9 protein-coding genes and 1 pseudogene are annotated in these 12,136 nt (G+C 72.8%); 2 read left to right on the top strand and 8 right to left on the bottom strand.

Features of this window, described 5'->3' with window-relative positions:
• Positions 1–33 precede the first annotated feature (33 nt).
• Positions 34–336, bottom strand: a pseudogene (locus tag ACH4TP_RS32425) (transposase); the annotation flags it as partial.
• Between the two features lie 154 nt (positions 337–490).
• Here ACH4TP_RS32425 and ACH4TP_RS32420 point away from each other — a divergent pair.
• Both ACH4TP_RS32420 and ACH4TP_RS32415 read left to right on the top strand, forming a co-directional pair.
• The gene (locus ACH4TP_RS32420) at positions 491–802 is read left to right on the top strand and encodes a hypothetical protein (protein ID WP_398439934.1); all 312 of its coding nucleotides are present in this window, start codon (positions 491–493) and stop codon (positions 800–802) included.
• Positions 803–1,791: 989 nt separating this feature from the next.
• A complete protein-coding gene (locus ACH4TP_RS32415) occupies positions 1,792–3,381 on the top strand; it encodes an N-acetylmuramoyl-L-alanine amidase (protein WP_398439933.1) in 1,590 nt (529 codons plus the stop codon).
• A 358-nt stretch (positions 3,382–3,739) separates the two neighbouring features.
• Here ACH4TP_RS32415 and ACH4TP_RS32410 read toward each other — a convergent pair whose 3' ends face one another.
• The 7 genes from ACH4TP_RS32410 to ACH4TP_RS32380 all read right to left on the bottom strand — a co-directional run bounded on the left by ACH4TP_RS32410 (position 3,740) and on the right by ACH4TP_RS32380 (position 12,071).
• Positions 3,740–4,960, bottom strand: a complete 1,221-nt coding sequence (locus tag ACH4TP_RS32410; RefSeq protein ID WP_398439932.1) for a metallophosphoesterase — start codon at positions 4,958–4,960, stop codon at positions 3,740–3,742.
• Between the two features lie 59 nt (positions 4,961–5,019).
• Positions 5,020–5,805 carry an alpha/beta fold hydrolase gene (locus tag ACH4TP_RS32405; protein WP_398439931.1) on the bottom strand — a complete coding sequence of 262 codons (786 nt, stop codon included), beginning with the start codon at positions 5,803–5,805 and terminating at the stop codon, positions 5,020–5,022.
• Positions 5,806–5,864: 59 nt separating this feature from the next.
• Entirely contained in the window at positions 5,865–7,055 is a 1,191-nt protein-coding gene (locus ACH4TP_RS32400; protein WP_398439930.1) for an MFS transporter, read from the bottom strand.
• A 55-nt stretch (positions 7,056–7,110) separates the two neighbouring features.
• Entirely contained in the window at positions 7,111–7,656 is a 546-nt protein-coding gene (locus ACH4TP_RS32395) for an SgcJ/EcaC family oxidoreductase (RefSeq protein ID WP_398182720.1), read from the bottom strand.
• 368 nt (positions 7,657–8,024) lie between these two features.
• Positions 8,025–8,228, bottom strand: a complete 204-nt coding sequence (locus tag ACH4TP_RS32390) for a hypothetical protein (RefSeq protein ID WP_398439929.1) — start codon at positions 8,226–8,228, stop codon at positions 8,025–8,027.
• Entirely contained in the window at positions 8,225–8,878 is a 654-nt protein-coding gene (locus tag ACH4TP_RS32385) for a hydrolase (protein WP_398182714.1), read from the bottom strand. Before ACH4TP_RS32385 ends, ACH4TP_RS32390 begins: the two co-directional genes overlap by 4 nt.
• Before the next feature lie 307 nt (positions 8,879–9,185).
• Positions 9,186–12,071 (bottom strand): AAA family ATPase, encoded by a 2,886-nt coding sequence (locus tag ACH4TP_RS32380; protein WP_398439928.1) that lies wholly within the window; start codon positions 12,069–12,071, stop codon positions 9,186–9,188.
• Between the last annotated feature and the right edge of the window lie 65 nt (positions 12,072–12,136).

The following is a 12,136-nucleotide window of genomic DNA, read 5'->3' as shown; positions in this document are numbered from 1 at the left end:
CTCGGTCCCGTTCGGTCAGGCTCTCTGGGCGTTTGGCTTCTCCCACGGGCGACGAAGGTCGGCGGCCAGGGGCCGGGCGAGGCGGAGTCGGGTGTGGGCGGCGATGGCCAGCCAGGTCCACCGGTCCGCCGCCGCGGGCATACGGAGCTTCGGACGGGCCCAGCCCAGCATCTGCTTGATCATCCGGAAGGTGTGCTCCAGGTCGAAGCTGCTCAAGAACGCCTGCCGGCGCAGATCGACGTCCTCACCCGACAGGCCGGCCGCCGACGACCACAGCCAGACTGACAGCGGATCGTGGCCGCCGGGCAGACGGTCGACCTCCAGACGGATCAACGTGCGCAGCCTGTCTCCGCTCGCCACCAGGACCTCCTGCCCTCGGCCCGCATCGGCCAACCGATAGGAGCGGGGCTGGAGGCGCCGTCGGGGCGGTGGTTGACGTGGTTGGCTGTTTCAGGGTTCGGTGTGTGTCGGTAATGGGGGAGGTGTGTCGATGCCTGACTTCGGGGCGATGCTCGGTGCGATAGGCAGGGGCGCGGCGACGGTGGGTCGGCTGGTGTGGGAGGCGGTGAATGCTCCCAGGCTTGCTGACGAGAGTGATGCCCAGTATGAGGTTTCCCGGCTGGCCGGTCTGATCGACGAGGGGGTCCCGGAGGAGCTGCGCGAGCGGGCATGGGGGCTGGTGGTCGACGCGCTGCGGGGGGTCGACTACGAGATCGAGCGGATGGTGCAGGAAGAGGCCACGGGCGACGACCAGGGCGATATGGGCAAGGAGAGCTATGCCGGGCGCCCGTCAGGCTTGTGAACGAGGACCTGCCCGTCCTGGGGCATCCTTCGTACGGGCGGCTTCCCGGGTCCCGGGGAGTGATGGTTCTACGCCCGGCCGTTGTCCCTGGTGAGGACGATCTGCTGCTTCCCGCGTCTGTGAGGGTGGCCCCATCCGCGCCACCAGCCGCGCCGAGCGCAAGAAGGCCGCACACGCCCTGGTCCGCGAGGTGCTCGCCCGAGGGCACTCGCGCCGGGTGGCCGCCCGGCACCTGGGCTGGGGCCTCGGCGTCGTGCCCCGGTACGTGAATGCCGCACGCCGGCAGGACACCTTCCGCGAGAACCGGCCCTGGTCCAGCAGGCAGGCTCCTGCAAGCCCTGCCTGGAGCGACGATTCGCCGAGGGATGCGCCAGCGTCATCTGATATCCGTGCTCGCCCTGCCTCGCCGTCGTCCTGGAAGCAGACCGCTGACCTCGCCGCGAGCTGGACGGACCACCGTCAGCAGTAGTGCTCGCCGACGTCACCGCCGAAAGCGCGGCAGCGCCCGGAAGAACCCGGGCCGGGCCCTCCCCGCGCGTGGGATCACTGCTCTGGTTCGGTGACGGGGGCGCGTCCGTCGGGCGTGTCGGTGGGACCGGGGGGATCCCGTCCAAAGGATTGTGGCGGCCGCGCCATCGGTGTCGATCGAATGGCGACCGCTATAGCGAAATGGACATGGTGTGACCAGAAGACACAGGCGGCGCCGGGGTTTCGGTGCTGCGGGAGTGGCGGTAGCCCTTGTCTGGGGATGTGCCGCTGCTGGGAATGCGCGGCCCTCCGACGCGGAATCCGGCGGCTTCGAGCGGGCTGCCGAGCGAGCGGCGGCGGAATTCGGTGTGCCGAAGGAAGTGCTTCTCGGCGTCAGCTACGAGTCCTCGTGGTGGGAGGCAAATGACGGCCGCCCCAGTACCAAGGGGGGTTACGGTCCGATGCACCTGACGGACACGACGTCCGGGGGAGCGTACGCCCATCGCCCAGGCGAAGGGCCGGTGGACGCGACGGGCACCGACGACCCGTCCGAGCACACGTTGCAGGCCGCCGCCACGATGATCGGCGTCGCGCCCCGGGCGCTCAAGCGGGACGAACTGCAGAACCTTCGAGGCGGCGCCGCGCTGCTCGCGTCGTATCAACGGCAGATCACCCGTGAGATGCCGCTCGACCCGGGCAGCTGGTACGGGGCCGTGGCGCACTACAGCCAGGCCTCCGACACCACCGTGGCCGGGCGGTTCGCCGACGGGGTGTTCGAAGCGATCCGCAGCGGCAGGCAGAGGGTGCGCAAGGACGGCCAGAGGGTGTCGTTGCCGAAGACGCCGTCCGTCCGTCCGGCGAGGTCGCAGCTCGCGTCCCTGGGGCTGCGGACGTCGGCCGCGGCGGCAGTGCCGGAGTGTCCCAGCGAGCTGCACTGCCGGTTCGTTCCGGCTGCCGCCTCGAACTACCAGGTGTCCGCGCGAAACTCGAACGGCATGGGTGTCGACTTCATCGTCATCCATGACCTCGAAGGGTCCTATGACGGGGGAGTCAGCTGGTTCCAGGACCCCGTCAGCGGGGTTTCCGCGCATTACGTGATGAAGGCCGACGGCAGCGAGGCAACGCAGATGGTTGCCACCAAGGACATCGCGTTCCACGCCGGTAACTACTGGACCAACCTGCACGGCATCGGTATCGAAATGGAGGGGTACGCCGCCCAGGGACCCACCTGGTTCACTCCGGCCCAGTACAAGGCGACCGCCGCGCTGGTGGTCTACCTGGCGCGGCGCTTCGACGTCCCGCTGGACCGCAAGCACATCATCGGGCACGACAACGTCCTCCCGCCGAGGCCGGCCCGCGTGCCGGACGCGCACTGGGACCCCGGCCCCTACTGGGACTGGGAGAAGTTCATGGCCCTCCTCGACGCCGATCACCGCCTGGCGCGCGAGGCCGAGGGAGCGGGGACGGGCGGGGACATCGCCATCGGACAGGCGGTCACGATCGCCCCGACGTACGGCAAGAACCCGCAGCCGGTGACGGTGTGCGCCCCGACGTGCCGGACCCAGACACAGCCTTCGAACCTCCTCTACGTCCGTACGGAGCCCCGCGACGACGCCCCGCTCGTCTCCGACCTCGCCCTCCACCCGGACGGATCGGCGGGAACCGACCAGATCGACGACTGGGGATCCACCGTGGTGTGGGGGCAGGAATTCGTGGTCGCCGATGTGCGAGGCGACTGGACGGCCATCTGGTTCGGCGGGCAGAAGGGATGGATCCACAACCCGGCGGGCGTGAACACCCGCCTCGCCCCGGACGCGCGGATCGTTCGTCCCGCGAGCGGGGTGAAGTCGGTCTCCCTCTACGCGACGGCCTACCCTCGCGCCGACGAGTACCCCCAGGGGGTGCCCGCATCGGAACAGACGCGGTTCGACATGTACGCCTTCCCCCAGGGGCAGGCGTACGTGGCCGCTCGCACACCGGTGGACGCCGACGACTTCTTCCCCGCCACACCCACGCGCCCGGAGGTCGTGGTCACCGGTGACCAGAAGTACGAGGTGATCCAGTACAACCGACGCCTGGCTACGGTGAACACCGCGGAGACAGCCCGATGACCCCCCCGGAGTGGTCGATCACGAAGACGGCCTCTGTGACGACCTCGTGGCCGATTCCCTCACCGATCCCGGCCTGAGCCGCTTGCGGAACGAACGATTCGCAGTGCGGCTCGCACACAGTGCGGGAGCGGGGGCGCGCTCAGGCCTTCTCTGCGTCGGAGAGCCTACGGGCTGTGCCGGATCCCGGTCGGCCGCCTGCTCGGGCGACGGTGACGCTCGGCGGCGGCTGGTCGGGAGGAAACGCGTTCAAGTCGGCGGGGCGCCGGGCGGGCGTATGCAGGTGAAGATGTGTGTTGCTCCCATCGGCCGCGCGGGACTCCGGGAGCGAGTCGGTCAGCAGCGGGTGCGCGTGCGAGACCTAGGACGAGGTGGACTGCTGCGGGGAGCGGAGCACGAGCAGCGTGATCTCGCTGGGGGCGAGGACGCGGAAGGGCGGGCCCCAGAAGCCGGTGCCGCGGCTGGTGTAGAGCAGGGTGCGAGCGCCGTGGTGGCTGAGGCCGGCGACGGAGGGCTGGTCGAGGCGGACCAGGTGGTGGAAGGGCCAGATCTGGCCGCCGTGGGTGTGGCCGGAGAGCTGGAGGTCGATGCCGTGGGCCGCCGCCCGGTCGATGAACTTGGGCTGGTGCGCGAGGAGGAGGACGGGCAGGTCGGGATCGGCGCCCTGGAGGGCTCCGGCGAGGTGGGCGCGGTGCCCCGCCAGTCCGGAGGACTCGGCAGTGACGTCGTCCACGCCCGCGACCACGAGGGTGTCACCCCCGCGCTCGAGCAGGAGGTGACGGTTGCGCAGCGGCTCCCAGCCCAGCTCGTCCATCAGGTCGACCCAGCCCTGGGCCTCGCTGTAGTACTCGTGGTTGCCGGTGACGTAGACACGGGCCCGCGTCGCCCGCACGGTGCCCAGCGGGGCGGCCTGGGCACGGCGGCGTTCGGCGGTGCCGTCCGCGATGTCGCCGGTGTGGCACACCAGGTCCGCCTCCAGAGCGTTGACCGTCTCGCAGACCCGGGCCGACCAGCGGGCGCGGTCCAGCGGACCGTAGTGGGTGTCGGTGATCAGGACGACTCGGGTGCCGTCCAGTCCCGACCCAAGGCGCGGGAGCGGCACATCGAGCCTGCGCACGCGCGGCACGCGCCGGGCCTCGAAGTACCCCCATCCGAGCAGTACGGCGGTCAGGCCGAGGACCGCCCAGGTGACGATCCGCGCGCGGTCCTGGCCGTCACCGACACCGGCCACGGTCAGGGCGGGCCGCAACAGGACGCCGAACAGCACCGACCAGGTGAACAGCACCCAAGCGCCGCCCAGCAAGGTGTCGCCCACGATCGCGGCCCAGTCCTGCTGACGCCTCCCGTGGCCGCGCACCATCGCGAGCGGCATCCCGACCAGGCCGAGGGCGAACAGCGCGGTGCCGCTCACCGCGACGGGCAGAGGCCAGTGCTGTCCCGCGTACAGGAGGACCCAGCAGGGCACGGACCACAGAAGGAGGGGCGCGATCAAGGGGATGTACCGCATCAGGCGCTGCAACCCGCTCCGTGACGCCCCGGGCGCCTCCCCGGCGGCGGATCGGGTGTTACTGGTGTCAGCCATGCGTCCTCCAGAGGTTCTGTCCGACGGACGGATCGTACGAGCAGCGGACCCGGGCGCCGTCAGCGGCCCGGTGGGTGGTGCGATCGTCTCGTGACGTCCTCGATCGCGGCTGCGACGAGTCGGGCGTCGCGGGTCAGGACCCGGGTGTGTTCGCTGTTCGTGGTGCCGAAGACGGTCACGTGGTCGTTGCGGGCGGCGGCCTTCGCGACGGCGGCGCGGATGGCGTGGTCCTGCCGGCCGGTGGCACCGGGGAGTTCACCGTGTCCGACGACGAACGTCGTCGGACAGGGCAGGGCCGCGAGGTCGGCTTCCAGGCGGCCGTTGACCTCGTCCGTTCCGATGACGACGTCGGCGGCCTGCAGCGGGGTCATTCGGGTCGAGCGTCCGAGGAGGCCCAGGACACGTGCGAGCGGTCCGGGACGGTGGAACCGCGCACGTACGCGCCGGCTTCCTGTCTCGTCCAGCAGTGTGAGGGGGTAGGCGCCGTCGACCAGTACGAGCCCTGCGATCAGGTGGGGGTATTCGACGGCGCAGCACACGGCGAGGGTCGCTCCGTGGGACCAGCCGACCAGGATCGGCCGGTCGAGCCCTGTCGCTTCGATCACGCGGTCGACGTCGTCGATCTGCGCCCGCAGGGAACAGTCCGCGGATGTGCCCGAGCGTCCGCGTGCCCGGGCGTCGAAGGTGACGGTCCGGTGGGTCCCGCCGAGACGGGCAAGGACGTGCCGCCAGCTGTGCTGGGTGGCGAAGCCCCCGTTGAGGAACAACAGTGGCGGCCCCGCGCCGGGAGTGTCGATGCCGCGAAGACGCGTATCGGGGGCGTCGACGGTGAACTTGTGTGACATGGAGGGGCTTTCGTGACTGGGGAAGGGGACAGGGGTGTCGCGTCAGTGACCGACGGCGGTCACACCCGGCGCGCGCTCCTGACGGCCAGAGAGGTGAGCAGGGTGAGGGCGGCGCCGAGGGCGAGGACACCGCTGAGGGCCAGGTGATCGGCCACGACTCCGCCGGCCAGCGCACCGAGGGCGATGGCCAGGTTGAACATCGCGGTGTTCAGCGCCGTCGCGGCCTCGGCCGATGCCGGAGCCGATGTGAGGATCCAGGTCTGCACGCCGACGGGGACTCCGCCGAAGGCCAGTCCCCACAGGACCAGCAGGATCGCTCCGCCGACCGGGGTGCGGCCCGCGAGAGGGAACACCGCCAGGACCAGGGCGAGTGCGGTGGCGATGGTGACGACGGTGGCCCGGACGTTTCGCTGCGCCGCCGCGCCGGCGAGGAAGTTGCCGATGATGCCGGCCACGCCGAAGCCGAGCAGGAGCGGGCCGGTCATGCCCGCGTCGAACCCGGAGACGTCCCTGAGGATCGGGCCGACGTAGGTGAAGGCGGCGTAGTGCCCGCTCACCAGGAGGAAGGTGGCGAGGATGCCGGCACGCACGACGGGGTTGCGGAACTGCTCCGGCAGCGTGCGCAGCCGCACCGGCCGCTCCGGGGGCAGGGACGGCAGGAGCCAGAGCAGCGCGGCGAGGACGAGGACGCCGAGTGCGCCCACGGCGGCGAAGGCGACGCGCCAGTGCGCGAGCGCGCCGATCAGCGTTCCGGCCGGGACGCCCAGGACGTTGGCGGCGGTCGCCCCGCCGAAGACGATCGACACGGCACGGGGGACATGACGCTCCGGAACCAGGCGGACGGCGAGTCCCGCCGCCAGCGCCCAGAAGCCGCCGATGCTGACGCCGATCAGGAACCGCGATGCCAGCAGGACCGCGAAGTCGGGCGCCAGGGCCGACAGCGCGTTCGCCGCCACCATCAGGACGATCAGACCGAGCAGGACGGCCCGGCGGTCAGCGCGTCGTATCGCGACGGGAAGCAACGGTGCGGTGACGGAGGCGACCAGTCCGGGGACGGTCACCATCAGCCCCGCCGTCCCCTGGGAGACGGCGAGGTTCTTGCCGATCGGGGCGAGGAGTCCGACGGGCAGGGACTCGACGGTGACGAGGGCGAAGGTGCCGACAGCCATGGCCACGACGGCGAGCCAGCTCCTGAGAGGGACACGGTCCCTGCCCTTCGACAGCGGCGGGAGGGAGGTGGTGACGCTCATGGGTGCTCCAGGCGGGTAGGGGTCCGGCCGGAAGAGCCGGACGGGAAAGGGGGGTTCAGGCGGCGGCGAGGCCGTCGGGTTCGATGGCGGTGGTGTCCTGGGCGACGGAGATGCGCCAGCGCCCCTCGGACTTCGTCAGGACGTACAGGGAGGTGTCGGACGCGGCAGGGGGGAGCGTGGCCACGAGGGAGGCCCAGCGGCGCACGTTCGCGCTGGAGCCGCGGCATCCGCTCGCCGTACCCGGGGTGTCGGGCCGGCGGAGCAGGTCGTCGAGGAGCTCCCCGTCGCGGGTCACCGGCCGCTGCCTGATCTTGACGGCGGCCACATCGGGGCGCAGGAAGTGGATGTACTCGGTCTCGTACGTGGAGGTCAGCGGCTGATCGGCCGTGGCGGGCAGCACCCGGCGGCAGAACGCGCCGATCTCCTCGATGCCGGCCACGGGGGTCCCGTACGGGAGCGACCACAGGGCATCGGGCCGGAACAGCTCGACGAACGCGTCCGGCAGCGCGTTCTGCTGGGCGTGCTCGACCTCGGCGACCAACGCCACGACGGCGTCCACGTCCTCCGGGGGCATGTCCACGCCGGCGAGTCGTGGCTTCATCGGTGGTCTCCTCATGGGTGTCTCGGTTCTGGTGGTCGAAACCGGCCGGTGCACGGCGGTCGTACGGGTGCCAGGGCGGCGGAGAGGCCCGAAGGCCGCCGGGGACCGCGTCGTGACAGCTCCGCCCGACCCGGCACGGCACCTCTGGCGGGCGCGAGGCCGCGCGGGCTGAGCCGTCGAGGTTCACGGCCCGGCTGTGCCGGCCGGTGGGCACGGCAAGCGATTCCGGCTGTGCCGACCGGTGGGCACGGCAAGCGGTTCCGGCTGTGCTGGCCGGCGGGCACGGCATGCGGTCCCGCCTCCAAGGCCTGTCCGGCGGATCATGGCCGGGGCCGCGGCGTATCCGCCCCTGATCCGCCGGACAGGCCCTAGCGCCAGCCGGCCGCCGGCCCGAGTCCCGGCAGTCGTATGTCGTAGGGGCGGGCGTGGATGTCGTGCCACTGCCGTGTCCGGAGCGGCGTCCACGAGCGGCGGGGCCTGTCCCTCTCGTTCTCCGGGTGCGGCGGCTCGGCCCGGGCGGAGGGCGCTCCCGGCACGGTCCACCCGGTGGAGGGCGTGAGCGGCCCGGTCACGACGCCCCCTGCTCCGTGCCGCGGACGGTGCCGTCGTGGCCGATGCGGACGCTGCGGCCCCACGCGCCCGCGTGGGCGTGCAGGATCGCCTCGACGGCGGCATGCGTCTCCGCACCTGCCCAGTCGCGCTGGAGCTCGCCGAGCAGCTGGAGCCAGGTGAGCGGGACGCCACCGGCCTGCGTGATGCGCTGGAGGCCCAGCTGGTGGGCCTGCGCGCTGGTGCCGCCGGAGGCGTCGGCGACGACGTACACCTCACGCCCCTCCTCCAGCGCGGACAGCGCGGGCAGGACGACGCCGACCTCGGACCACAGACCGGCGATGATGATCTGCCGGCGGCCGGTGGCCAGCACCGCGTCCCGCACCCGCTTGTCGGCCCAGGCGTTGACGAGGGTGCGGCAGATGATCCGCCGGTGCGGGAAGACGTCGGTGAGCTCGGTGAGGAGCGTCCCTCCGAACTCCTCCGGGGCGAGACCGGTGAGAACGGTCGGGACGCCGAACGCGTTTGCCGTCCTGGCCAGCCCCGCCACGTTGTTGCACAGCGCCTCGCGTTCACCGGGGGTACCGCCGGCCATCATCCGAGGCTGGTGGTCGATCAGGACCAGCACGCTCTCGTGCGGGCTGAGCAGGGTCTTGTACGCATGCGAGGTCATCGGTGTCTCTTTCCGTGCCGGGAGGATCGGTGGGTGCGGCGACAGGAAAGAGCTTCTGATGAGGCGGCCCGCACGGTGACGACGTGATCGCGTGATCGCGACGGCGGGGTCACGTGATCCCTAAGGCCGCCCGCGGGGGGTTCTGGTGAGACCGCGTTCGGCGGACGTGATCGCCGGAGGGACCTCATCGGTGAGAGGGGTTGTCCAGCGGCGGGATGCACGTGACATCAGGCCTGGGGGCGGCTCGGCCTCGGCAGCCCGGCTCGGCCTCGGCGACCCCCGGCCTCGGCGTGATCCGCCCGCCCGGTCAGGACCCGCCGACGGGACCCCCCTCGGTGACGTCCGCGCCCGGCGTGCCCGTCTCGGCCAGGTGTACGGCCGTCAGGCGCGCGAGCTCGACCCGGCTCGAGACGCCCAGTTTGGCGAAGACGTTGCGCAGGTGGGCGTCCACGGTGTGGCGGGACAGGAACAGCCGGTTGGCGACCTGGCGGTTGGTGAGTCCGTCGGCCACGAGCCGTACCACCCGCATCTCCGACGGTGTGATCGCACCCCAGCCTTCCGCCTGCCGGTCCGCCGACCGCGGCATCCTGCGGTGTACGCCCAGCGCGCGCAGTTCCTGTCGAGCCCGCCCCGCGCCGCGCCGGGCGCCCGCGGTGCTGTAGAGGGTGAAGGCCTCTTCCCACAGGGCCAGGGCCTCGTCACGGTCCGCGGTGACCTTCGCCGCGTCTTCCAGGGCTGCGGCCAGGGCCAGGGGGCGCGGGGCCGAACGCCACAGCCCCACCACCCGCCGCAGCCCGCCGGGGCTGCCCGACAACAGCGCGTCGACGTGCACGGCGGCGGCCTGGGCCGACGCCAGCCGCGGGCTGCGGACGGCGAGCAGCCGGGACGCCTCCGCCGCGCGCTCGGCCTGCTCGGGCAGCCCCGCCCGCAACGCGATCCGCACCAGCTCCGGCCCGAGTCCGGGCTCGTAGCACAGGGGGCGGATCCAGTCGGGCAGGATCGCCCACAGCCCGTCGCCGGGGTCGGCGGCCTCCTGGTCGCCGGCTGCCTGCGCGTCGCGCAACAGCACCTCCGCCAGCAGCAGTTCGTCGACGGCGACCCGCACCCCGCCCTCCGCGAACCGGTGCGCGGTGGTGAGCAGGGCCCGGGCGGAGGCGAGGTCGTCGCGCCAGATCGCCAGGCGCGCCAGCAGCGCGCGGGTCGCCTGGGCCGTGGGAGGAGTGCCCAGGGCGAGGGCGCTGTTCAGCGTCGCCTCGGCCTCGGCGGTGGCCTGTGCGAGCCGTCCCGCGGCCAGCCACAGCCGCGAGCGGTGACCACGAAGCCGGGGTACGGCCCAGGGCACGCCGAGCTGTTCGGCCTCCCGCTGCCCCAGGTCGAACGCGGCCTCGGCCTCGGCGAAACGCTCGGAGACGGCGAGGGCCTCGCCGAGCCATCTCCGGGGCGCGTGCCAGCGCGCCTCACCGCCGCTGTGCTCGGCGACGGCGGTCGCCCGCTCGGCGAGGACCACGGCCTCCTCGACCCGCCCGGCCGCGAGAGCGGCCCGCGAGCGGGCGGTGTACCCCGACGTCACGGCGGCCGGCACCCCTGCGGCTTCGCCCAGCCGGACCGCTTCGTCCCCGGCCGCGTCGGCGGCCGCGCAGCCCGGGTCCTCGCCCGCCGCGAGTCCGCCGTCGACGAGGGTGTGGGCGCGCAACGACCACAACTGCGCCTGATTGACCGGGGGGACGCCCTCGTCGGCCAGGGCGAGGTCCACCAGCGTGAGGACCTCGGGAGTCCGACCGGCGAACTTCAGGGCCGCCGCGACACCGTGCCGTACCGTGGCCAGGGCGGTCGGATCCGGCGCCGCAGCGAGCTCGGCCTCGCCCAGTTCCATCGCCTCGTCCATGCGCCCGCTGAACGACAGGGCGGCCAGCGCCTTGCAGACGTGGTCGGGACGGTCCGGGTCACCGGGGTCGCCGAGCTCGACCAGCCGGATCAGCAGATCGGCGGCGGTCCCCGGCGCGGCGCCCACGATGCTGTCGGCCGCGTCCCGCAGGACCCGCAGCGCCTGCGCGTCCCCCCTCCGGGCCCCGAAGGCGACGTGCGTCGCCGACTCGGCCGCCGGTCTGCCCTCGGCGGCCAGCACCGAACCCGCCTCGCGGTGCAGCGCGTGCTTCACGGGCGTCGTGAGGTTGTCGTACACGACCTGCCGGATCAGGTCGTGCCGGAACCTGAGCAGCGGGCCCTCCGCGACGAGCTGCCCCTGCGCGACGGCCTCCTCGGTGGCTGCGGCCATCTCCCGTACCGGCACGCCCATCACCCCTGCGGCCTCGTGCACCGTGAACGGCCGCCCCAGGACCGCCCCCGCCTCGGTCAACTGCCTGGCGGCGGGGGACAGGTGACGCCACCGGCGAGCCACCCGGGCCCGGAATCCGTCGGGCAGCGCACCGGGCGTGACGCGGGCGACGCCGTCCTCGACCAGCACCCGCCCCTGCTCGCGCAGCGCCCACAGCAGCTCCCGCAGGAGGAACGGGTTCCCGGCCGCACCCGCCACCCAGTCCCGCAGCCCCTTGCCGGGGCGGGCACCGAGCGTGTGCGTCGCCAGCTCCTCCACGGCCTCGTCGGACAGCGGACCGACAGCCAGGGACCGGGCGCCGTCCTCCACCAACCCCTCGACCGCGGTGCGCATCACGGACGCTTCCGGCAGGGGCCGCCCCGCGAGCACCCACAGCACCCGGGCGTCGGAGAGCGCGGGGACCAGGGAGCGGACCACCAGGGCCGTGACCTCATCCGCCCATTGCACGTCGTCCAGGACGATCAGCAGCGGCCGGGAACGGGCGTACGCGGCGATCCGCTCGCTCAGCAGGGCCGTCTGCCGGTACGGGACGGCCGACCGCGCCGCGAGCTCGGCCCGGTCGGCCTCGTCGAGCACCGGCACGGTGCCACTGCCGAGGGCGGCCACCAGGGTGCCCAGAGGAGAGAGCCGGTCGAGTTCGGCGGCCCTCCCCTCGGCGACGGCCACGCCCCGCGCGGCGGCCTCCCGCGCCGCTTCGGCGAGCAGACGCGACGTACCTATGCCCGCCTCACCGGACACCGCGAGACACTGGCCCGCTCCCGCCACGGCCGCGTCGACGGCCGCCGACACGATCTGAAGAACCTGCCGACGTCCCACCAGCGGAGCCGGTTCCCGGTCCCGGCCCGGCGTGCCCACCATGTGCGTTCCCCCTCGCGCAGGGCCGGTACGCCGGCCGATGCCTATCGGTCCATGATCAACGGGGC

Source organism: Streptomyces sp. NPDC021012 (assembly GCF_044333355.1).
GTDB lineage: Bacteria > Actinomycetota > Actinomycetes > Streptomycetales > Streptomycetaceae > Streptomyces.
Note: the sequence above shows the minus strand (reverse complement) of the source record. Positions and strands in the feature narration are given on the sequence as shown.

Excerpts from the sequence above, each read along its gene's own strand:
- ACH4TP_RS32385 (WP_398182714.1), bottom strand. The coding sequence starts at position 8,878 with ATGACCTCGCATGCGTACAAGACCCTGCTCAGCCCGCACGAGAGCGTG.
- ACH4TP_RS32405 (WP_398439931.1), bottom strand. The coding sequence starts at position 5,805 with ATGTCACACAAGTTCACCGTCGACGCCCCCGATACGCGTCTTCGCGGC.
- ACH4TP_RS32400 (WP_398439930.1), bottom strand. The coding sequence starts at position 7,055 with ATGAGCGTCACCACCTCCCTCCCGCCGCTGTCGAAGGGCAGGGACCGT.
- ACH4TP_RS32420 (WP_398439934.1), top strand. The coding sequence starts at position 491 with ATGCCTGACTTCGGGGCGATGCTCGGTGCGATAGGCAGGGGCGCGGCG.
- ACH4TP_RS32380 (WP_398439928.1), bottom strand. The coding sequence starts at position 12,071 with ATGGTGGGCACGCCGGGCCGGGACCGGGAACCGGCTCCGCTGGTGGGA.
- ACH4TP_RS32395 (WP_398182720.1), bottom strand. The coding sequence starts at position 7,656 with ATGAAGCCACGACTCGCCGGCGTGGACATGCCCCCGGAGGACGTGGAC.
- ACH4TP_RS32410 (WP_398439932.1), bottom strand. The coding sequence starts at position 4,960 with ATGGCTGACACCAGTAACACCCGATCCGCCGCCGGGGAGGCGCCCGGG.